This window comes from Eubacterium sp. Marseille-QA0814, from assembly GCF_965119675.1.
GTDB lineage: Bacteria > Bacillota > Clostridia > Lachnospirales > Lachnospiraceae > Eubacterium_G.
Genome location: NZ_CBCPMG010000001.1, coordinates 1,428,987 through 1,453,239 on the forward strand (window position 1 = coordinate 1,428,987; position 24,253 = coordinate 1,453,239).

Annotated in this window: 17 protein-coding genes and 1 riboswitch; of the genes, 2 read left to right on the forward strand and 15 right to left on the reverse strand. The window is 33.8% G+C overall.

The window, feature by feature from the left end; genetic code table 11:
• Window positions 1-4 precede the first annotated feature (4 nt).
• The 5 genes from ACQY63_RS06670 to ACQY63_RS06690 form a co-directional block, all read right to left on the reverse strand.
• A complete protein-coding gene (locus ACQY63_RS06670) occupies window positions 5-952 on the reverse strand; it encodes an AAA family ATPase (RefSeq protein WP_428244909.1) in 948 nt (315 codons plus the stop codon).
• Between the two features lie 153 nt (window positions 953-1,105).
• Complete coding sequence (locus ACQY63_RS06675; protein WP_428244910.1) at window positions 1,106-3,190, reverse strand: DUF4430 domain-containing protein; 2,085 nt, start codon at window positions 3,188-3,190, stop codon at window positions 1,106-1,108.
• A gap of 151 nt (window positions 3,191-3,341) precedes the next feature.
• Window positions 3,342-3,532: riboswitch (cobalamin riboswitch) on the reverse strand.
• Between the two features lie 107 nt (window positions 3,533-3,639).
• Window positions 3,640-5,994, reverse strand: a complete 2,355-nt coding sequence (gene feoB, locus ACQY63_RS06680) for a ferrous iron transport protein B (RefSeq protein WP_302689321.1) — start codon at window positions 5,992-5,994, stop codon at window positions 3,640-3,642.
• 316 nt (window positions 5,995-6,310) lie between these two features.
• Window positions 6,311-9,445 carry a CotH kinase family protein gene (locus tag ACQY63_RS06685; RefSeq protein WP_428244911.1) on the reverse strand — a complete coding sequence of 1,045 codons (3,135 nt, stop codon included), beginning with the start codon at window positions 9,443-9,445 and terminating at the stop codon, window positions 6,311-6,313.
• 241 nt (window positions 9,446-9,686) lie between these two features.
• Entirely contained in the window at window positions 9,687-9,965 is a 279-nt protein-coding gene (locus tag ACQY63_RS06690) for an acylphosphatase (protein ID WP_022165891.1), read from the reverse strand.
• Between the two features lie 347 nt (window positions 9,966-10,312).
• On the opposite strand from ACQY63_RS06690, the gene ACQY63_RS06695 reads away from it, so the two are divergent.
• A complete protein-coding gene (locus ACQY63_RS06695; protein ID WP_022165890.1) occupies window positions 10,313-11,164 on the forward strand; it encodes a patatin-like phospholipase family protein in 852 nt (283 codons plus the stop codon).
• Between the two features lie 237 nt (window positions 11,165-11,401).
• On the opposite strand, the gene ACQY63_RS06700 is transcribed toward ACQY63_RS06695, so the two are convergent.
• The 7 genes from ACQY63_RS06700 to ACQY63_RS06730 form a co-directional block, all read right to left on the reverse strand.
• On the reverse strand, window positions 11,402-16,009 hold the full coding sequence (locus tag ACQY63_RS06700; RefSeq protein WP_428244912.1) for a glycosyl hydrolase family 18 protein: 4,608 nt from the start codon (window positions 16,007-16,009) through the stop codon (window positions 11,402-11,404).
• Window positions 16,006-16,446, reverse strand: a complete 441-nt coding sequence (locus tag ACQY63_RS06705) for a hypothetical protein (RefSeq protein ID WP_428244913.1) — start codon at window positions 16,444-16,446, stop codon at window positions 16,006-16,008. Before ACQY63_RS06705 ends, ACQY63_RS06700 begins: the two co-directional genes overlap by 4 nt.
• 323 nt (window positions 16,447-16,769) lie before the next feature.
• Window positions 16,770-17,924, reverse strand: coding sequence for a BNR-4 repeat-containing protein (locus tag ACQY63_RS06710; RefSeq protein WP_428244914.1), 1,155 nt, complete (start codon window positions 17,922-17,924; stop codon window positions 16,770-16,772).
• Window positions 17,925-17,977: 53 nt separating this feature from the next.
• Entirely contained in the window at window positions 17,978-18,472 is a 495-nt protein-coding gene (locus ACQY63_RS06715; protein ID WP_022165887.1) for an InlB B-repeat-containing protein, read from the reverse strand.
• Between the two features lie 58 nt (window positions 18,473-18,530).
• Complete coding sequence (locus ACQY63_RS06720; RefSeq protein WP_022165886.1) at window positions 18,531-19,022, reverse strand: GtrA family protein; 492 nt, start codon at window positions 19,020-19,022, stop codon at window positions 18,531-18,533.
• Between the two features lie 41 nt (window positions 19,023-19,063).
• Entirely contained in the window at window positions 19,064-19,993 is a 930-nt protein-coding gene (locus tag ACQY63_RS06725; RefSeq protein ID WP_022165885.1) for a glycosyltransferase family 2 protein, read from the reverse strand.
• Window positions 19,994-20,079: 86 nt separating this feature from the next.
• Window positions 20,080-21,438, reverse strand: coding sequence for an MATE family efflux transporter (locus ACQY63_RS06730; RefSeq protein WP_022165884.1), 1,359 nt, complete (start codon window positions 21,436-21,438; stop codon window positions 20,080-20,082).
• 121 nt (window positions 21,439-21,559) lie between these two features.
• Between ACQY63_RS06730 and ACQY63_RS06735 the strand changes: the two genes are divergently transcribed.
• Entirely contained in the window at window positions 21,560-22,354 is a 795-nt protein-coding gene (locus tag ACQY63_RS06735) for a polysaccharide deacetylase family protein (protein WP_022165883.1), read from the forward strand.
• A gap of 65 nt (window positions 22,355-22,419) precedes the next feature.
• On the opposite strand, the gene ACQY63_RS06740 is transcribed toward ACQY63_RS06735, so the two are convergent.
• From ACQY63_RS06740 to ACQY63_RS06750, 3 genes are read right to left on the reverse strand one after another with little or no spacing between them, the layout of a single operon-like run.
• Complete coding sequence (locus ACQY63_RS06740) at window positions 22,420-23,184, reverse strand: M15 family metallopeptidase (protein WP_022165882.1); 765 nt, start codon at window positions 23,182-23,184, stop codon at window positions 22,420-22,422.
• Window positions 23,168-23,452, reverse strand: coding sequence for a hypothetical protein (locus ACQY63_RS06745; protein ID WP_022165881.1), 285 nt, complete (start codon window positions 23,450-23,452; stop codon window positions 23,168-23,170). Before ACQY63_RS06745 ends, ACQY63_RS06740 begins: the two co-directional genes overlap by 17 nt.
• Before the next feature lies 1 nt (window position 23,453).
• Entirely contained in the window at window positions 23,454-24,122 is a 669-nt protein-coding gene (locus tag ACQY63_RS06750) for a peptidoglycan recognition protein family protein (protein WP_022165880.1), read from the reverse strand.
• Window positions 24,123-24,253: the final 131 nt, after the last annotated feature.

A 24,253-nucleotide genomic window follows, 5' to 3' on the forward strand; every position in this document is an offset into this window, starting at 1 on the left:
TGTTTTAAATATTAATTGTCACACTGTTTAGAATTTCTTTTATGACTTCCTTGGAATTTTCATCATCTAACGGACTATTATTAAACACCATTCTGTGGCAACACACATCTTCAAATACATAGTCAACATCTTCCGGCACAACGAAATCTCTGCCTTTCATTAAAGCTCTCGCCTTTGCCATTTTGCAAATTGCCAAAGCTCCTCTTGGGCTTACACCTAGACTTACCAGTTCATATTCTCTTGTTTTTTCCACAAGGCTGCTTATATATTCATAAATTTCCTGAGATACGAAAATATTTTCTGCAAGGTTTTGTATGTCAATTAATTGTTCTCTTGTGACTACTGTTTTAACTTTTTCTAACGGATTTTCATGGTGTCTGTCTTTCATAATTTCTATCAGACTCTCTCTGCTTGGATAGCCCATGTTAAGTCTTACCATAAATCTGTCTAACTGAGATTTTGGAAGACTTTGTGTACCAATCCAGCCTGTTGGATTCTGAGTTGCAATTACAACAAAGGGATTACCTGTTTCTCTTGTGACTCCGTCCACTGTGATTTTTCTTTCTTCCATTACTTCCAACAATGCCGATTGAGTTTTACTTGAGGTTCTGTTAATTTCATCTGCCAACAAAAGATTTGTCATTGCACACCCTTCCATATACTCAAAACTTCCGCTTTCTTTGTTATAAACTGTAAAACCTGTTATATCTGAAGGCACGCTATCCGGTGTAAACTGCATTCTTTTATAATCAAGTCCTAAAACCTTACTAAAAGTTAAAGCTAAAGTTGTCTTTCCCACTCCCGGCACATCTTCCAATAAAACGTGCCCTTTGGAAATTATTGCCATTAAAACTTTTTCCACAATTTGATTTTTTCCTTTAATTACTTTTTCAACTTCACTAATTATGTCTTTTAACTTTTCATTTATTTTCTGATTTATTTTTTCAATCATACTTATGTCCTTTCATTAATTACACCCAATCTTATTCTTTTATTTGAGATATTTTCACCTGTTGTGCTTCATTACTTTTCAAATAGGTTTTATATATTTTTTCATCTTATTACTTCAAGACACTTTTCCTTTAATTCTGAATAAAGCTTTACTTTAATATGTAATATCGTACTTGTCTTTTATTCCATAGGATGTGCCTGACTGATTATATCCACCAATATCTTTGCCATAAGCCAACGTATATCTAATGAGAATATTGTCCCCATCCTTTGGCTTATATTCTGACATGCCATACTCCTTAAATTCACCATTTACGCAATATGTCCAACCTGACCCCTGACAAAAATCAAACTCTGACAGACTATCCATATCGTATACATAGTTTCCGGTTGCAGGATCTATATTAAACTGTAAACCGTCTTCTTGAATTTCTTTCTTTAATTTATCGTCAATTTTCCAACCTTTTAATATCCCTGGTCTGCCAATTGACTCCAAATAAAATCCTGTGCCTGTTGTCCCTGTGTTAGTAAATGTAAAGCCACTTCCATCCATTGCTCTTTCAAACACATCTGCTGCACTGTCACCATAATAAATGTCAACTTTCTTAGGTTTAAGTAAAACGCCTAAATGTATAACCTTTGCATCTATGCTGACCCTTGCAGTTCCTATTACTGTTCCCTGATCTATGTATGTACATTTAACTTTATAAGTAAATACTTTATATCTTCCCTGATTGTCGGTTAGCTTAATTTCCAAATTATTAATTCCATTTTGTAAATTAAGTAAATAACCAACATATTTTGCAGACCATCGATATTGAATCTTTTTGCCATTTAACTTAACTTCTATTCCATCATAGTAAATCCTGTTATCTTTGTAGTCCTTGGCGCCAATGTACAATGTAAAAGTTTCCCCGTTAATATCCATTCCATCTTTTATATTTATGTACTCAAGAATTGGTTCTGTATCTTTTGTAGCCAATGGCACATATTTAACCGTGTATGTTTTATTTATTGAAACACCACCTGTGTCCACTGCTTTCAGTCGTATGGTGTTATTTCCAATTTCTAACTTCGTACTGTAAGCATTTTGGCTACCTTCAATAATATCTCCATTGACAATTACTGAAAGTTTCGCCTTACTGCTTCCATTTCTAACAAGTGCAAAAAAGCTTATTTTATCTGCATTAACTGTCTGATTTTCCAAATCTGTTTCGATTCCGAAACCTTCCTGATACTTTAAAACAATTTTAAAAGTTTTTGTTATTTCATATTTGCCATACTTTCCTTTGGCAATAATTTCATTTTCCCCTTCTTTTAATACAACAGAATATTTACCATTTTCTCCAGTTATGTTTTTGCCATTTAAACTAAGAAACATTTCTCCATTATTGTTTCCCATTTTTGCCAGTGCAAAAAATTTTAAAATTGGTGATGATACTGTTTGATTTTTCAAATCCGTAGATATAAAAAGATTTTCTGTGTCTACGTTTACTGTATATTTTTTCTGTGCATTTATTTCCTGACCATCTTCAGTTCTGTATGTAATGCTAATTCTTATATCATTTGTGCCCTCTTTTAGCACAACTCTGCCATCAAAATTAGTTACAACCATTTCATTTACATAAACCAGTTGTTGCTCAACTGTAAGACTATCTATTAAATGCTTTATCTTAAATGAATATTCATAAGTTGATATTGTTTCTCCATCCTTAATGGTTGTGGAAAAATATTCTTTCTTAACTTTTTTATTTTTTACGTGGGATACATATTTTCCGCCGTCTTTTCCCGGCCCGGTATTAGAAGGGTTACTTCCTCTTGATTTTTTGGAAGTGTTATTTAGATTTGTGTTCTTATTACCTATATTTTTTGTATTCTGATTGCCTTTATTATTATTGTCGTTTCTATTATTCTCTACATCGTTACTTCTGTTATCAGTATTGTTACTGCTATCGTTATCTGACTTATCACTTTTATTGGCAGTATTGTAATCGCTGTTGATATCTGACTTATTACTTTTATTATTTGTGTCTTCCTGATTTTGTGAATTATCTATATCATCTAGGTTCAGATTACTGTTTTCATAAACTTTGGACGTATCTGCCAGTTTATCTTTCATTGGATTGTCCGGCACATCCCCCCGATTATTAATTACATTAAATGTAGTAACAATAACAGCAATAACCGTAATTATAACGACTATATTATTTATTAAATTTTTGTATTTTTTCTTATCCATAGTCGCTCCTGATTACTTTTATCATAACAATTATCTAAGTTGTAAATTCTCTTACATAGATTAAATCTCTGCTTACCAAAAACTATATTTTTGAAATAATTTACTATAAAAAGGCAACAAAAAAAACACATCCTCCTCACCCGGAAAATATATTTAAACCACATATATGGCAGGTCTCCTGACTCAGCTTCATCCTTAAAAGCGCCTTCCCAGTTTCCCAGTGACATAATTGCTTTCTCGTCTGCATTACAGTAGTGGTGACTGCTTCGGGTTCTAACCGAATTCCCTTTTAATCGACACAAACGTTTTATTTACCTTAGAACCTGTTAGATTCTGTAAGTAAATAAAACCTTTTGCCGAACCATATACTGATATTCAATTAAATTGTTTTTATAATAGCATTATTTATCCTATATTTCAATGGACATAACTTACACAAAAATGTATATTTATACAATCATAAGCACCATCTTAAACAAAAATGCTACTATCCAGGCAATTACACATTGTAAAACCACAAATCCTATTGCCCATTTTCCGCCTAATTCTCTTTTTACAGAAGTAACAGCGGCTACACATGGTGTATAAAGTAAAGTAAATACTAAAAATACTATTGCACTTTTCACATTAAACATCGATGTTATGGCTCCACCACCTAACAATACTTTTAGTGTACTTACAACACTTTCCTTTGCTGTAAATCCTGTGATTAATGCTGTTGATGCTCTCCAATCTCCAAATCCTAATGGTGCAAATATTGGAGCTATCACTCCACCTATCATTGCAAGCATGCTATCTCCTGCATCTTTTACTAAGTTAAAATGTATGTCGAATGTCTGTAGGAACCATATTATCATTGAAGCTAAAAATATAATTGTAAATGCTCTTGTTATAAAGTCCTTCGCCTTATCCCACATTAATCTTAAAACACTTTTGGCACCAGGTAATCTATAGTTTGGAAGTTCCATTACAAATGGTACCGGTTCTCCCTTGAATTTAGTTTTATCTAAAATAACAGCATATAAAATTGCCACAATTATTCCTGTAAAATATAAGCCTACCATTACCAAAGCTGCATTGTGACTGAAAAACGCAGCTGCGAAAAATGCATAAATAGGAATCTTTGCTGAACAACTCATAAATGGTGTAAGTAAAATAGTCATTTTTCTGTCTCGCTCTGATGGCAATGTTCTTGTTGCCATAATTGCAGGAACTGAACAACCAAATCCAATTATCATTGGTACAAAGCTGCGTCCTGACAAACCTAATTTTCTAAAAGGTTTATCCATTACGAAAGCTATTCTTGCCATATAACCACTATCCTCAAGTAATGACAAAAAGAAAAACAATACAACTATTATTGGAAGGAAACTAAGTACACTTCCCACACCAACAAAAATTCCGTCAATTACTAATGATTGCAATACTTCGTTAACGTGTGCCCCATTCATTGCATTTTCACATAAGTTGCTTAAATAGGTTATTCCCATATCCATAAGGTTTTGAAGCCATGCTCCCACCACACTAAATGTTAACCAGAAAATTATTGCCATAATAACAATGAATGATGGAATTGCTGTGTATTTTCCTGTTAAAACCTTATCAATTTTTTTGCTTCGTATTCTTTCCTTACTTTCCCTTGGTCTGACAACTGTCTGTTTACATATTTTGTCAATAAATGAAAAACGCATCTTTGCCAAAGCGGCATGTCTGTCCATGCCACTTTCTTTTTCCATTTGGATAATAATATGCTCTATCATTTCTTTTTCGTTTTGATCTAGATGAAGTCGGTCAATTACTTCCTGATCACCTTCTATAATCTTACTTGCTGCAAAACGTATTGGGACTTCATTTTTATGGGCGTGGTCATCAATCAAATGCATAATTGAATGAATGCCTCTATGTACTGCACCACCATCTTCTCCCTCAGCATCACAAAAATCCATTCTTCCCGGACGTTCTCTGTAAATTGCCACATGCATTGCATGCTCAATTAACTCATCCACACCTTCATTTTTTGCCGCTGAAATTGGCACAACAGGTATTCCTAAAGAAGCCTCTAACTTATTTACATCTATTGCTCCTCCATTGGCAGTAACCTCATCCATCATGTTAAGTGCAAGAACCATAGGAATATTTAGTTCTATTAATTGCATTGTCAAATAGAGATTTCGTTCAATATTGGTAGCATCCACAATGTTAATAATTCCTCGTGGTCTGTCATCTAGAAAATATTGGCGGGACACTACCTCTTCACTTGTATAAGGTGACATTGAATATATGCCCGGCAAGTCCACAACCATTGTATTTTCCTGGCCTCTAATTGGGCCATCTTTTCTGTCTACAGTAACTCCTGGAAAGTTTCCAACATGCTGATTTGCTCCTGTTAGTTGGTTAAACAATGTTGTTTTTCCACAATTCTGATTTCCTGCAAGGCCAAATGTAATTAACTTACCTTTAGCTATTTTTTCTCCTCTTTGTTTAACATGATAAATTCCCGGCTCCCCAATATGAGGATGCGTTGTTTTGTTATATGTTGGATTACTCTCTTTTTGATATTGTTGCTCTATGACCTTTTCATCTACAAGTTCTATATCAATACATGCAGCATCATCCTTCCTAAGAGTCAATTCATATCCCCATATTCTATACTCTATAGGATCTCCCATTGGAGCTGTTTTCATATATTCAATCCCTGTTCCTTCAATAAGTCCCATGTCCAAAAAATGTCTTCGAAGTTGTCCTTCTCCACCAACATGTATAATTTGACCATGTTCCCCTTTTTTTAACTCAGATAATTTCATAATTTTCTCTTTTCTTTCCGCAAAATAAAATTACAGTGCCTATTTTATTTCCTCTGCTATTATGCTGATAAAACTTAAACACACACTGTAATAAGTATAAAACATATTTTTTATTTTACAAATACATATACAATAATTTATTATATTTTTCCAAAATAATATATAATTAACTTATCAATATGGACTTTGCTTTTCCAAAATTACTTAATCGTTGTAATTTTTTTGTTAATTATATTTTAAGTTATATAGTATTATTGTGCAAATACCTATAATTAATAACTTTCCATGGGTAGAAAGCATAAAAAACTACAGTAGTTTATTCATTATTTTTTGTCTTCTTTTGATCAGTTTTCTTTTTTGTAGTCTTCTTTCTGCTATGAGATGTCTTTTTTACTGTTTTCTTAGGTTTTACAACTTTAACCTTTTTAGAAAATGTTCCCTTTGCTATTTTTGTTTTTTGGGCTTTCAAAACAATTTTTTTAAGTTTCTTATTTTTTGCAAACATCGTTTTTGTTAATTTTGCTACGTTCTTGCCAATTGTAATTTTCTTTACATTTGTTAAATTAGCAAATGCTTTATTTTCAATGGCAGTTACCTTGAAAGTTTTATTGCTAATCTTAACAGTTCCGGGAACTTTAACACTCTTTACTTTTTTATTCTTTACGCCTGCAAATGTTACTGTATTTTTCTTGCCTGTAGATATTACCTTGTAAATGTTGCCCTTAACATTGTACAGACTACCTTTCTTTACAACATTCTTAGATTTGTCTACAACATTAATTATGCATGTTGAAACATCGCCATCTTTTACCATAACAACTGCAGTTTTTCCTTCTGCAACAGCATGTATAACTCCACCTGCTTCAACTTCTGCAATAGACTCATCAATTCCGATAAATGATGGGAATTCACTATAAATTGCATTGTCAGGTGTACTTGTAATGTTTAGTTGTCTGTATTCACCAACATTCATTGTAATTTCATTGTCATCTAATAAATAACTTTCATAGTCAAAGTCCCGTGTTTCCTGCTGGTTGCATACATGAACTTTACATGTTGCCTTAACTCCGTTATCTGTGCTTACAGTAACTACTGCGTCACCTGGTGCTACTACATTTATCATACCAGCATCTACAGTTACAACATTTTCATCACTTGATGACCATTTTAAATTAGGGAATGTTGTGTCAAAAGGTGCAACTGTCGCAATTAAAGTAGCTACACCTATATCTGTTGAAATATTCACTTTTGTTTTATTTAAGTAAATTTTCTTTGCTTTTACAACTTCGTTTTCAGGTATATATTTTGCTGTTAATGTAATTGACTTTGGAACAGCATCATATGTATCAAAATCACCTTCATAGTCATAACCTTTTTTCTTAATATCTTCTAATTCAGCCTTTGTCTCATCATCTAAATCGTCCGTACTCAAGTCTGGATGGAGTATTATGTATTCATCATAAGTAAGATGATATTTTGTTGTCCAGCCTGCAAACTCATAGCCTTTTTTCTTAGGGACTGTTGGTACATTGCTTAATGTTTTGCCAATGTATTCTTTACCAGTATAAATTGTTTTACCGTTTGCTACATATTTTACTGTACAAGGTGTAGGTGACAAAGTTTTAATATTTTTATCAACCCAATTAAGTCTTTCCTTTATCCAGCTTCTTAATCTTTCAACTTCCTGGTCATAAGTTAAATTAACAGCAGAATCACCCTCGTTGTAATTAATAGGTGATATACCCCATTTTTCAAAATTGTATAAAGCTGACTGTTTAACTTTCTCCTTATATTTATCAAGCTGTCCACCATCTTTTATAAGTTCTTCAACAGCAGCCTTTAATTCCGGCCAGCTATCTACAACTTTTTTAGAAAAGCTTTCATCCTCAAATAATCTTTCCAACCACATATTGCTGTTTTCTGTCCAGCCTGTAGTTGAAAAATCATCATATTCTGTTGACCCCCATGCCACATAATCAAAATCCCAAAGTGGTCCCCAGAATAATTTTCCATTTCTTGGTTTATATAAATATGTACTTGTTGAAGCATATCCATCACCATTCATTGAGAATTCCTGAATCAAATAGTAATAAACTGTTGATGCCACATCCATCAAATCTGAATAGGAAACGCCTTTTTCATTTTTGAAATTCTTTCCATAAATGGCATCTTCAACGCTTTGGACATAATTCTTTATGTAATTGTATTGTGTTTCATTGTAATAATCTTCAAAAGAAGGACTTTCAATTAAGAAAGTGTTGCTCTTTTTTGTTTTAAAAGATTTCTTTTCTTCATTACCATAAGGTTCAAGTGATAATAAATAGCCACCTGTTATAAATGGTTCCTTTGTTTCATGCATTGCATCTTCGTTTGCTTCCAAATCATCAATATTTACTCGTGTTTCCCCAACTCTTACATGTTCACACAAGAAATAGCTTCCGTAATAATCACCATTCATTACTACATCAACCGGTTCACTTTTTGGTGTAAATGGCATATTTAACTGGCTGCCAAGCCAATATGTAATCTTGTTTCTAAGCAAACTGTTGTCATAATAGTTTGCCAGTAAAACCCAATGTTTGTTCTTACCCATACCAAGTAAATCAGCTTTCTTATCTAACTTAATCTTGTAAGGTTTCTTGTCAACGCTCCAGGTTGAGTTTCCTCTGCCTCTAATATATTCTAACTGATAAGTTCCGCCTTTTGCCTTCTTACCTGTATATTCACATGTGTAATTATCTGGAACTGTCATTGTCATGTTGCCATAACATTCTGCACTGTGGTCAGATGAACCATTCATCTCTGCAATTGTTCCCTCTGATTCATCAATGTTAAAGTAAATTGTTGGCACTGTGCTTTCAACAAATTCAATAGAACTAATATCAAATTTCACATTATCTGCAGAAGCATCTAATACTTTAAGTTGAACTGTATGCTCACCTATTAAGTTCAAACTTGAAATATCTGTTGAAATATTCTTTGGATTTCTCCAATCATTTTTCTTCTTCTGTCTGTTAAGAACTGTCTTGGCAATTGGCTCACTTGCACCATCAACATAAATTCCTAACGTTACTGTTGTTCCTTTTTCTGACATGGCATCCAAACTGATTCTGTCAATTTTTGAACCATTGAAATTAAGTGTCTTATCAAGAACAATCTGATTCTCTAATAAGTTTTCTTTTGTGCCACTGAAAATAACTGATTTTGATTTTTCATCTTTTGTCATTTCAATTGTATTATTATCATTTTTAAGTTTTCCCTGATCTAACAGCACTGACATATACTGTCTGAAGTAATCACCCTCAATTTTTAGTTCATCCTTTTTGTCTGCGGCTGTTACATTGCCATTAACGTCTGCTTTTGTGGTTACATTGCTAAACACTGTAGCAGGTGCAACCATGCAAACAGACATTAATATTGCCACCGCTTTTACTACTTTTTCCCTTCTCATATTTTTATTCCTTTCAGTTTTATTTGGCTAATTGCTTCCTTTAATTTCAATTAACCATCTATTATCAAATTACACCTTACTGTGAGTCTTTAAAATTTGATGTAATTGTGATATGTCATCATAATATCATCGAACTATTTAATGTCAATATCTGTAACGTTTTTATTTTAAATGTTATTGTATATTTTTATTTTCTATGTTCTTTTCATTTTTATGCTTTTCACTTTTTCTTTCTATTTGCCTATTTTATCTGGAAGCCACTCTCTTCCTTAACTTTCATATCCGTCACTTCCGCCTCATCCACTCTAATAAAATAATCACCCTGTTTTATTCTAAAAACATACATTTCAACATCACGATAATCTCCCTGTACTTCCATTTCCACGTTGCCATCGTATAAATTTCGGACATAACCTGTTAAGTTCATTTTATTTGCTTCTGTATAACAAAAATATCTAAAACCTACCCCTTGTACTCTGCCCTTAAAAATAATATGTTTTCTAACTAATTTTATTTCCATTTTTACCTTCCTTTCATATTCTAAACTGCAAAATCATCAAAATAGCATACTTATTTTCCTTTTTCATTTTAACATTCTTCCCTATTTGTGTTAAGATACTCTTGATTACAGTGTATCAAAGTCATTCCACATCTGTGCCCTAACTATGATGGGGATATGACTTTGAGACACGCCCCAGTATGAGCATAAAAGTGAAGCGATAGCTTCACCATATGCGAATACTTGGGGAGGATTGCGGGAGTGCAATGCACGGAGCAATCCGGGTAATCTATACTTCAACGTCAAAAAGTCATTCCACATCTGTGCTCTCACTATAATGGGGATATGACTTTAGAAAGGATTGTGTTATGAAAACAGGACTTGTACTAGAAGGCGGTGCCATGCGCGGCATGTTCACTGCCGGCGTTTTAGACGCCATGATGAATAACAATATTACAGTAGATGGAACAATTGGTGTTTCAGCCGGAGCAACTTTTGGTTGCAATTTCAAATCTAAACAAATTGGTCGTTCAATAAGATACAACATGAAATATTCAAAAGATCCACGCTATGTTGGAATTCGTTCTTTAATTAAAACAGGAGATTTATATGGAGCCGATTTTTGTTACAGAGAAATCCCCGAAAAGCTGGATATCTTTGATACCAAAACCTATCAGGAAAATCCAATGGCTTTTTATGTTGTTGCAACAGATGTAAATACAGGAAAACCGGTATATCACCTTTGCCCTACAGGAGAAGCTGATGATATTGAATGGTATAGAGCTTCAGCATCAATGCCCTTAGTTTCACGTATTGTAAAAATTGATGGTCTTGAACTTTTAGATGGTGGTATTTCAGATTCCATACCAATAAAGAAATTTAGAGAAATGGGCTACGAAAAAAACATATTGATACTAACCCAGCATAACGGCTATCGCAAAACCAAAAGCAGTATTATTCCATTATTAAAAATGAAAATGGGTAAAAAATATCCCAACCTTATTCACGATATGGAAATCAGACACAATGAATATAATAAAACATTGGACTATATTAAAGAACTTGAAAAAGAAGGTTCTGTTTATGTTATCAGACCTAAAAATCCAATTACAATTAAACGAACTGAACGTGATCCCAACAAGCTTAGACTTCTTTACAATGTAGGCTACAAAGAAGGGCTTGAACATATTGAAGCAATGAAAAAATTTCTAAATCAATAAAATATATTTTTAAATTTTCTATTGTATGTAAAGCATGTCGCTTGTGACATTCTACCCACCGAGCACGTGCCTATTCACAACTGATTTCTTTTCGCACCAAGGTGCTTCCCTGGTGGAACGCTTTTTATCTAATAGAAATTCCAGTGGAATTTCTTATTACACAAAAATCACAGGTAATTTCACTTTTGTGAAATCCCTGTGATTTTCTTTTATATGGCTTACATTATTTAATATTAACTATTTTATCTTCTGCCATACATCCCACTGACCTGACTTTTCAGGATTTTCTCCCTTTGTCCACCATTTTGCTCTATATACGTGTCCGTTATATGAAACATAATCGTTTCTTACATATATAGTTGATGCATCCCAAGCTGGATACTGACTAGGTTTCTGTGTTGTTGTTTCAGGTGCCTTTGTTGTTGGCTTCTCCGTTGTTGTCTCAGGTGCCTTTGTTGTTGGCTGCTCTGTTGTTTCAGGTGCTTTAGTTGTAGGCTCTTCTGTTGTTGTTTCAGGTTGCTTTGTTTCTTCCTGATTATTTCTTAATGCCGCAAGAAATGCTCCATTTTCTTTTGCAAAAGAATTATTATTCTGACTTGAATCCCAGTTAATTGACCATGTCATAATTCCTCTCAAGCCCGGATACTTATTATTAAGTTCTGTAAATGCGCTTTGAAGATCCTTATTTGCAATCTGTCCACTACCTGCCGCACTTACTGATGATGGAACACCAATGACAACCTGATCTGGTCTAAGTGGAGCAAAGTATGTTGAAGCATCTGTTGAATTTGTATAATATGCTCCTACATGGAATCCCTTTAAGAGCATTTCACACATTGCAACTGTGCTTTCCTTTGTACCCATGCTATAAGAAGTTCCATCAAGTCCTGTAATAGGTGCTGAATTATATAACTGTACATGTACATATGATGTTTCGTTTCTTAATGCATTAATCATAGGTAAATATACCCCTGCTCTGCTATCACAGTATTGATTAATTCCACCATAGAATGAGTAACCTAACTGTACATAAAATGTTTCAGGTGCCCATGATAAAATGAAATCATCACCATAGCTACTGCAAATAGTTCTAATTGCTTTAATCATATTTACAATCTTTGGAGATGTAGGATTGTTAATGTCCTTATCATTTCCACTTTCAAACTGTACTGAAGACTGTTCTAAATCAATATCAATTCCATCAAATCCATATTCGTCTACAATAGATTTAATATCGCTTACAAACTGATCAACCGCACTCTGTGATGTTAATGAGAAGTAGCCTTCATAACCACCAATTGATAATACAATCTTCTTGCCCTGTGCCTGAAGATCTTTAACATCTTTCTTGAAATCAGCTTTTGTATAATCAGCTGTTAAACCTGAAATATTAAACTGCATCTTTCCATCTGTGCTACCTGCACTTACAGGTTCAGCAAAGGAGATATTAATTACATCCCAGTTTTTATCAACATCTCTTAATTTAATAAATGGATTTCCACCGTTATTCCATGTATGATAATAACCAATTAATAATTTTGATGAAAGTCCTGTTGATGGTTTTACATCTGTACCTGTTGACTGTTCCGGTTTAGTTGTAGTTTCTTCCTTCTTTGTTGTTGTCTGCTCAGGTTTCTTTGTTGTAACTTCTGCCTTTGTTGTAGGCTCTACTACAGGTTCTGTTACCTTTGCTGTAGTTGTTGGTTCCACAACAGGCTCTGTAGTTACCTGTGTTGTTGTATTTTCAAGACCTGTTACTACTACTTTAAGTGTCTGACCTGCTGTTTCTTTTCCGTTATAAACAGCTGTTACCTTAATTATATGATTTCCGTTAGTTGCAAATGTATAATTAAGCTGTGTTGCAGTATTGTATGTTCCAAATAACTGGCCGTCTACATATACGTTATATGTCTGACCTAAAGCCATCTGTTCATTAGTCTGTCCCCAGGCAAATGTTACATCTCCCTTGTTCTGGGAAATCTTTGTTAAACCAATAACTTCGATTGGCTGTTTTCCGTCAACTGTTGTAACTTCTTCTGCCTTCTTGGAAGTTGTTGTTTCCTGTGTTGTTGTAGGTTTAACTGTTGTAGTCTGTTCTGTTGTTGTAGTTGTTGTTTCTGTAGCTTTTGTTGTTGTAGGCTGTGCTGTTGTTGGTAGTTCGTCCATTGTCTTATCCATAGCCTTAGCCCACGCATAGTTGTTAGTTGCATCCCAGTTAATTGACCATGTCATTACACCCCTAAATGACTGGTACGCTCTTGGTGCAGTAAAACTTCCTGATGATGTTCCGTTCACAAGTGCCTTTACAGCAGTATTAATTACATCAGTTGATACATAGCCACTACCTGCTGCTTTGGCAGTTGATGGTAATCCTAACGCTACCTGATCAGCTCTTAATCCGTTCTCTAATAATAAAGTTGCAAGTGATGTTAAGAAATCTGCAGTTCCAACCTGTGCATTAAATCCGTTATAACCAATCATACCACCTGAGTTATAAAACTGTGGATAACAGATTGTAAGAATATCCTTAATCTTGTATGCAAGTCTGTAGTATGCTGATGTTGCTGCTGTTCCATTTGGATTTGTATCCTGGAAATAATATGTTTCCGGTGCCATTGTTATAATAAAATCATCTCCGAAATGATTATGTACTGTTCTTAATGCTTCAGCAATATAATCTGTTCCTGATACTGCACTACCTTCAAAGTCAATATCAACACCTTCAAATCCATATTCCTCAATCATTGAAATAAGGCTCTTTGCAAATTCATCTGCTGCTACCTGATTTGTAATATAAGTAGTTCCTTCAGCGCCACCTACTGAAATAATTACATGCTGTCCTTTTGCTTTTGCATCTTTGATGTCCTGAATAAACTGTGCTTTTGTATAGCCACCTAAGGCATTGCTTAAATCCTTATCAAGCTCAAAAGTAACCTTACCAGGTGTTGTTGATGAGTTTGCAAAAGATACACAAATCATGTCATAGTAACTTGGAACATCTGAAATCTTTAATGCTGTTGAACCATTAAGGAAGTTATGCCAATAGCCTGTTACCATATGCTGTGGAAGTTTTGAATTAACTGTGTAATTATTTTCAACAGTTGTTGTTTCTTCTACAGAACTTCCTCCCTTAGTTGTTGTTTCGATTTCTCCTGCTACTAAATCACTTCTAAGTTTCCACAATGTAAATGCTTCTGTTGGTGTCCAACCTGAATTTGAAGTATGTGCAAATGTACATTCATATACATTTCCCTGATACTGAACAAGGTCTCCTATGTTGTAAAGAACACTGTTTGGTGACCATTGAGGATATGCACCTGTTGAAGCCTTCTTTGTTGTTGTCTGTTCCGGTGCAGTTGTTGCCGGTACTTCAGGCACTGTTGTTACCTGCTCTGTTTTACTTGTTGTTTCAGGTGCTTTTGTTGTAGTAACTTTTTCTGTTGTTGTTTCTACAACACCGCTTTCATTATTTTCATATAAAACATTTCTTGAAATAATGCTACCACTTGAAACAGCTTTCTGTCTAAGTGTAACTGACTGAATATTGGATAAGCTTGCAGTTCCTTTACCTGACTTAAATGTAAATGTTAATGTATCACCAGGTGCCACTGCTTTTGAACTCCATTCAGGTGGTGTAATTACTGTATTTCCATTTTCAGTTGTAATTGTTCCACCTGCACTCCAGTCTCCTGTTAAAGTTTCACCGTTAATTGTTTTAATTTCTAATGAAGGATAGCTTAAAGTCTTGCCAAACTTTTCTGCCCATGGCATAACCGAAATATCTTTTGCTCCACTTGGAAGTGTTACTTTTGCATTTGTATTCTGCAAATTCAAAGTATATGACTCTCCTGAAGCCTGCACATCTAATTTAATGCCATCCATTTTTGGTGTAGTAATCTCATTTGTAGGAAGTGCCTCTGAACCATATAAAGATTCCTTCATTGCCTTAGTAACTGAATTTGTACTATCCAATGATGCCATCCATGAAATAAGTCCGCCTAAATGTTTACTCTTTACATATTTTCCTTTTTCAGCTACTGATTCTTCAGTATCACATGTAAAGAACATACCTGTTGACTCACTATAAAAATAGTTTGCCTTTGCTGTATCATCCCAATATTTCTTTAAATTATACTTACTTATTAAAGAGTTAATGTCTCCATATGCATAAGTTACGCCATTTTCTCCTGTTGCGTCTGCATATAAGCCCGGATTCTTAGAATCTCTTCCTGTTTCCTTTTTAACTTCTTTCCAACCTCTTGTGTAAGGTGCAACACCAACTACAATCTTTGAATAATCAATGCTGTCACCGTATTTATTTTCAAGATACTTAATGCATGAATCAACTGAAAGACCTGCGTCCCCTTCATCATATGCAGGATTTGTGTAAAGCGCTGTCTGGTGAGCAGTAAAACCTCCCCAGGCACCATTTAAGTCATATGTCATCATATTTGCAAAGTCTACAATTTTTAATACTTTTTCGTATTCAATTGCAGCCATCATCTTTGGTGATGCTGACATTGCCACTGATAATTCATAATACTTTCCATCAGCTTCTCCATAGCTGTCTAATGCATCTCTAATTGCCTGTAATAACAGTGTATAATTCTGTGTGTCTGCTGCTGAGCCCTTACATCCCTTATCAATGGCAACGCCATTGCCTTCAGGATCAGGATCTCTATCTGCTGTTGGATATTCCCAGTCAATATCTACAAAATCATATCCATAGTAATGAACAAATTTTGCAACATTGTTTGCAAAGTTCTTTCTTGTCTTTTCTGACGCTGCAAGTTTTGGGAAATCCCCTGATCTTGTCCAACCACCAACAGAAATACCTATCTTCATGTTAGGATATTTTGTCTTAATAAAAGCATTCCTCCCAACACTCCTGCGTATTTGTTGTCTGTTCCAACTGAATATCCTACATTTGGATTTTCATAGTCAGCCCATGTGTCTGTTGTGATTAAATCACCATTTTCATCTGCATCCATAAATGCAAAATTCAAATGTGTTATTAAACTACCGTCAATCTTATCAGGTGTGAAATTCTTCTGACCTGAATAAATTGACCAATCACCGTAATACATTACGTTACGGTATGGTGCCTTATTTGCTTCTGCTTTTTGTGCTGCTACCTGTGATGCCTTTCTGGCTTCCTCAGTAACTTGTGCCTTAGCTGCGCTATAACCATACATAAGGTTTATTACCATTACCAATGTTAAAGCGATTCCGCTAATTCTACGAAGCAAACTTTTTTTTGATATAGATTTTTTGAAATTCATTGTACCCTCCCATTTTTTCATAAATCTAAAGCTTCTCCTCCACTAAAAATTCTAGACTAAAAACATTTTTAAGAAAACGTAGGCTTATTTTATTGGGTACTCTTTTTTCTAAAATCATTTTTGAAAATATTTTTATCCACAAACTTTATGTGAATATATTCTTGTTAAGTTCACTCACATTGCACGTGATGATGTAATAAAAAAGAACCAATATTGGAAAAAAACATTTCAATACTGGTTCATTTTCTTAATTTTAAAATGTCAATAGTTTATGCACAAACGTTGAAAAAAATGACACAAAAGTTGATTTTTTAGAATTATTTTTATTGCAAATCGTATATTTTTGCTTCCGTAAAGAAATCTGTATACACATTTGGATTGTAAAATCCCCTATGCCATAAGAAAACTTTTTGATTTATGTCTACAATTGGTCTTGCATTTCTAATATAGTTACTGCCAATGGCTTCTGAATAAACAGAATTATTTAATGTAATATTTCCAGAGCTGTAATTATAAAGTTCTATTTTATCATAACCATGTTCTTCTCTTGCTACAACAATCTTGTCATTACCAACAAACGAAGCTCCTAATTGATATTTTGGATTCCAAAGAGGGTTTCCGCCATTGCAAATTCTTATAGTTCTGTTTGTATCAAAAACGTAATAAACTGAATTCTTTGCCTTAGTCTTATTAGAAAATGAAGTAAATAAAACCAATGGTTTTTTAGGTGTAGTTATTGCAACATCAAATAAACGCTGTGTTTTTCCTGACACATTTTTTATAATTGTATTAAATTTAGTTGCTGAAATATTAGAAGTTCCTAATTTTGTTTTATTGTTAGAATTATAAATAGCTTTATTACTTAAATGTATAAAACCCATTCTAATATTAGGGTCACTAGATCCGGGATTAGATGTCATACAAATTCTAATAACACCATTTGTTGTTGTAGGCATAAATTTACAATAATACTGCATTTTTGCTGTTATTATTATTTTTTCTGCACTCCATTTTGTTCCATTAGATGAATAACGGTAAGCCCAGCTTTTGTTATTTACCCTATAGAAAATATAGTATTTATTTTGATATTTAATTATCTGACTATAACATACCTTTCCTGAAGAACTAAGAACTATGTCTTTGCTAAATTTTTCGATATTTTCTTTTTTGTCAGATATTCTTATATGTAATTTATTATCTATGTTATGTCCACCGGTATAAGCACACATTATTTTTCCATCATTCATAATAGTTACTGCTACACCATTATGGTCATCTACATCTAACTGTGACACTTTTTTTAATAATGTTTTATTTGTTTTATGTGTTATATTATTATATGAAGCAATTCCACTATAACCCTTACTTGTTGTAAATCCCCAATACACATTATTTTGTGTTTTGTTGTAAGACACAACCTGTGGATAAGACCACCAGCTCCAAATCATGTCACCAGTGCCTTCCCTGTTAATATTCAAAGCTTTTAATTGCCACTTTGCGTATAGTCTTATGTTACCTCTTGTGCCTTTTTTTAGCTTTGTAACTTTTTATCCTTGTACCAGCCTACAAAAGTATAATTCTCCTTTGTTGCCGGATATAATTTTACACTCCTCTCACAAGTATATTTCTTCTTATTTCTATAATCATTTACACCACCATTAGAAGTGTATGAAAGTTTGTATTTGACAGCCTTCCATAAAGCATAAATCCGTTTGTTTCCCTTAGAACCTTTTTTTATTTTTCTAATACGCTTTGTATAATTTTTGTCCTTATACCATCCCTTAAAAGTATAGCCCTTTCTTTTAGGCGAATATAATTTTGTATTTTTAGTTGATTTATATTTTTTAGTATTCTTCTTATTATTGGTTCCGCCTTTTAAAACATATGTAATCTTGTAGGTTTTAATCTTTGTTTTTGCCGAGATGTTATTACTAAAACCTAACACTAATGCCAAAGTCAGCACTACTACTGTATAAAATCCTATTTTATTTTTTATTTCATTTATAATTATTTGTTTTTCACTCATTTTTCTTCCTTTCAAAAACCGCTCTGCCAACTGACAGAGCGGATATTGTTTTAATATTCTATTCTTCTTCACTCTTGTCTTTTTTGAAAATAACAAGTTTGCTAAATACATAGTTTAGTAAAACTACAAAGAATGACATTGCTATCTTACAAACACTGCCTCGTAAGCCGAAGATTGCCTGATCAAATCCATGGTCCACAAGAAATGGAACGCCGAAAATTTCTATTAAACCTGTTAAGATTCTGGCTGATAAAAACAAACCAAGTTCTTTCATAACAAATTTAAACTTCCAGGAATAACTTCTAAATACCCATATTTTATTTGTAATATAAGCAAATATTACAGCAACTGTCCACGCTACAATATTGGCAATAAATACATCTATTGTGTTTGCCGACATTTTCAAAAGTCCTGACAGGCTTTGTCCCGGATGGCAAATCGTAATCATTACGCTATATGTAACCCAGTTGACTACTGTTGTAGCACCGCCCATTATAAGATACATTATTATCTCTTTGTATTTATTAAATAATTTTATTAATGATTCCATTAAATTTCTCCCAAGTATATAGTTTATTACACCCCCACTAACTATTTTCCAACTTTTTTTGATATTAAATAACGAGGTCTTCCCTTTACTTCCTCGTAAATCTTTGCAATATAGTAGCCGATGATTCCTAAACTCATCATTATGATACTACCTATCATCAATACCAAAAGTATAACTGTTGTAAAGCCTGCAACTGCATGTCCCATACAGAATTTTACAATTGTCTGTATTCCCAAAATAACTGCCAAAATAAAAACTATCACTCCAAGAATTGTTACAATCTGCATTGGTGCTGCTGAAAATGCAACTATATTTGTAATTGCATACTTTACCAATGACCATGTTGACCATTTTGACTCGCCTTCTTCACGCTCTCTTACATCAAATTCAACACTTGTTGTCTTGTACCCAATCCATGATGACAATGCTCTAAAGAAAGCATTTTTCTCAGGCATATTCAGAAGTGATTCTACTGCTTGTCTATCCATCAATTTAAAATCAGAGGCTCTTGACATATCAATCTTAACAGCCTTAGAAATTAATTTGTAGAACAAGCCTGCGCTCATCTTATGTAAGAAACTTTCCTTACCTCTGCTATGCTTAACACCTTCAACAACTTCGTAGCCCTGCTGCCAAAGTCTATACATCTCCACTAAAACCTCAGGTGGATGCTGTAAATCACAATCCATAACTGCACAACAGTCGCCATTAGCATTAGCAAGTCCTGCAAAAAGCGCTGATTCTTTTCCAAAATTTCTTGAAAAATGAATTCCAATAATATGCTCATCTTCTTTTGATACTGCTTCAATCTGATTCCATGTATCATCCTTTGAACCATCGTCCACAAAAATAATTTCGTATGGAATAGATGCTCCATTTAAAATAGAACCTATAACATTTGCAGCTTTTTTTATTATTTTTTCCTCGTTAAACGCAGGTAAAATAATAGATAATAAACCTTCTTTTTTCATTGGTTACTCTTACTCCTTTTCCTATACTCAAAACCTGTACAAGTATAACACACTAAAATTGCTCTGTACATATTAAACCCCTATTTTTACACATACTCTTTTTTCCGAATAATAAAATACGTTCCTATTACCAACAGGCTTGTCACTACCCATGTAAACGGATAAACTGCCATTAATATTTCAAATGAACTAAACATTTTGAATATTGTATTTATCCACACAATTCTTAACACACATGAGCCAAAAACTGTAAGCACAGCTGGTGTCATGGAGTGACCTATACCTCTTAAAGCACCACCTGTCACCTCATATAATGGTGGCAAAGCTGTTAAAAGACCTACTCTTATTAATCTCGCCACACCATACACCATTGCATCTTTATCTGTTGTGTATATGCCAATGAAAAATTCTTTTCCGAGAACAAAGACAATACTCATGCAGGCTGTGCATACCATAGCAAGTACAAGGCTTACCCTCAATATTTTTTTGCATCTGTCATATTGCTTTGCCCCATAATTCTGACTTGTAAATGTTATACACGCCTGTGTGAAAGCACTCGTCACAAAATAAGTAAAAAATTCATAATTTACTGCAGCCGCAGAACCTGCAATTCCTGCTGTCCCAAAACTGTTAATTCCAGCCTGAATACAAACATTTGACAATGAGAATACCATTCCCTGAAGCCCTGCCGGTGCCCCAATTTTTACTATATTGATTACCTCATCTTTGTTAAGTGATAATTTCTTTATATCCAGTCTGATTGTTTCATCTGCATGAATTAAGAAGAAAATAATCATTGATGCACTTATTGCATTTGCTGTAACTGTGGCAATTGCCACACCTGCAACTCCAAGGTCGAACACAATTACCAAAAACAAATTAAGGGCAACATTTATAACACCTGATACTAAAAGACAATATAATGGCTTTTTTGTATCACCAATACTTCGAAGCACAGCAGAACCAAAATTATAAACCATAAAAAACGGCATGCCACAAAAATAAATTCTAAGATATTCCACCGCCAAAGGTAATACATTATCAGGAGTATCCATCATACTTAATATTGGTGCTGCCACTGCATTCCCTATGAATATTAAAGCTATACCACAAATAATTGCTAATGAAATTACCGTATGTGCTGCTCTGTTTGCTTTTTTCTTATTACCCTGTCCTATTGCATTGGCAATAACAACATTGGCCCCAATGGAAAATCCTACAAACAAATTAACTATTAGGTTAATAACCGGACTGTTGCCACCAACGGCTGCCAAAGCCTCGCTACCTGCAAATCTTCCTGCAACAGCAACATCTGCTGAGTTAAACAACTGTTGCAAAATACTACTTGCCGCCAAAGGAAGTGCAAATAATATAATTTTATCTGCAAGGGAACCGCGTAACATGTCCACCTGCTTTGACTTCTTTTGTTTTACTCTTCTATTCATTCTAAACCTCATTTTTCTCTATGCTAATTTTTCCTATAACATTATAACATCCCTGTCAAGAGGCACTCATATTCCCTTGATTTATGCATAAACTATAGTAATAAGTTTTTGGAGAATTGTTATGTCTAATTCACAACAAGTTTCCTTATTAAAGCGAAGTATTTTATGGCTTTGCGTTCTAATTGCAGTCGTTGGTCTTACATACTACTATCAGGAAAATCTGTTTAAGGACGGCTTTGATGCAATAACCGTCTCTAATACAACCAAAGAGCTTCCAATCTATAATGTCCAAACTAATAAAAAACAAGTTGCGCTTTCATTTGATGCAGCTTGGGGAAATGAAGACACACGAAAAATACTTGATATTCTAAAAAAGTACAAAATCAATGTAACTTTCTTTATGACCGGTGGTTGGGTTGAAAGCTATCCTGATGACGTAAAGGCCATAAAGAAAGCCGGGCACGATTTGGGTAATCACAGTGAAAACCATAAACACATGCCTACACTTAGCACTTCCGAAATGTGTAATGAATTAACCAAAGTAACTGATAAAGTAAAAAAACTTACAGGTACTACTATGTGCCTTTTCCGTCCACCTTACGGAGACTATGACAACAATTTGATTATTCAGGCAAAAAACTGTGGCTACTATACAATTCAATGGAATGTTGACAGCCTTGACTGGAAAAATTACGGTGTAGACTCTATTGTAAACACTGTCCTAAATCACAAGGACTTAAAGAATGGCTCTATTATCCTGATGCATAATGGTGCCAAATATACCGCCCAGGCACTACCGAAGGTTATTGAAGGGCTAAAAGAAAAAGGCTACGAAATCGTACCTATTTCCAAGTTGATTTATAAAGATAATTTCCATATAGAACATGACGGCAGTCAGGTAAGTGATAAGAAATAGATTGCAAGCTGATAATGGGCTATTACTTTAACGATTACGAATTGTAAAAGTAACAGCCCATTTTTTTATTCCAAATATTCCTCCAGACACAAATTGTTTTTCATTATCATTTTGGCATTTTCTTTTCCTACAAACCTGTAATGCCATGGTTCGTAAATTACCCCGGTTATTTCCTGTTTGTCCTTTGGATATCTGAGAATAAAACCGTATTTCCAACAGTTTTTCATTAACCATTTTTGTGTTTCAGTTTTCTCCTGATTTTCTTCAAGTAGCTGATACTTCACATCTACAATATCAACTGCAAGACCTATTTCATGCTCACTTGTTCCGGGAATCGCCACAACTGTTCCTGCTTTTTTCTTTGCCTCTTTTCTTGTATAGCCTTGCCCGATAAAATCTTTGATTTTGTTTTCAAACAAAAGAACCTGCTTTTCATGACTTCTGTAGGAGGAGCATATTACCGGATTATACCCTGCATTCCTGCAATCATTAATCATATTCTTAAGATTGTCATAGCATCTCTCATCAATTGCCTGAGTATACCCAACAGGTGTTACGGTAATATCATAGTTTTTCTTTATTTTATGTTTTCCATTCACTAAAACAAGCTTCCAGTCGTTTTTATTAATCATTCTTTTCTCTTTATTTTTTTTATTATTTATTCCGTCTGTTTTTGTTTTATTACTTATTTTTTCCATTTTTCCTTTTTCGTTAGCACTTTGGTCGCTTATTTTAGGATTCTCCAAAATATTTGCAAACATAACGGCAGTCATAATTACGGCTAATATTGACGCTTTATACACTCTATTATTTTTATTTCCATGAGGCATTTAGTGCTTCATCCCATTTTTCTTTGTCTTTTTCATATTTTTCGTTAAGCCAATTAATACATTGATCTACCCCTTCCTCAGTATACGGAAAGGTAATTGTTTCTTTCAATTCTTCCTTAGTATGTTCAAAACTGTAAGGTTCCGGATAAACATACACAGTTATATTTTCCTTGTCATAGGTCTTCATGAAAAATCTCATTCCCTTATAACTTCCTGAAAAACCGTCTCCTGCTAAACCTTTAAATGGTACACCTATTTTTGTAATCATTTTACTCCTCCTGTATTTTCAATCTTTGTTTCTTTACTTTCTTCTTAAATGTTTCCCATGCATCATTATTTTTCACAAAATATCTTGGACATTCTTTTCCTGTAATATCATAATGCCTAATAACATGTTTCTCTGTTAAACCACATTTATCCTCAAGCCATGCCACTAATTTAACTAAAGACTTGTAAGTTTTTTTCGTAAATTTACCTGTTGAATCAGGATGGCATGTTTCTATTGAGATAGTGTCATTGTTTCTCCAGTTACTTGCAGCAGACATTTCATTTAAAGGAATGCACTGAATAATTTCTCCCTCTATTCCCACAACAAAATGAGAACTTACATTTGACTGACTTCCTGCATAAAAATCCCTATTTTGTTGTGCAGTGCTTCCTGGATTGCCAACATAATGTATTACTATGTCGTTTACTTTGATTATTTTCTCACCGTTTCTGGAACCCCCGTCTACAGGAATTATCTGCTTACTAATCCAGTGCGGCTTCTTGGCATTTTTCAAATTAGAAATCTGTCGTTGATTAGCAAGGTACTGCCACCCTATTGCCCCTAATATAATTACAGCTACAATTAATATTACAAGTAAAATTCTATTTCTTATCTGTTTTCTTCTTCTAGCTTTTGCTGTCATCCTTTTATTATTTCTTTTTGTTTTCATTTTAGTTTTTCCTTTTGTATTTTATTACTTCTTATGCACCTATTATACACCATTGTATGTTATACTGCATATGTAACTGTTTATCAACATAATGATATAATGACTACTATTTATTTAAAAGGAGAAAATTT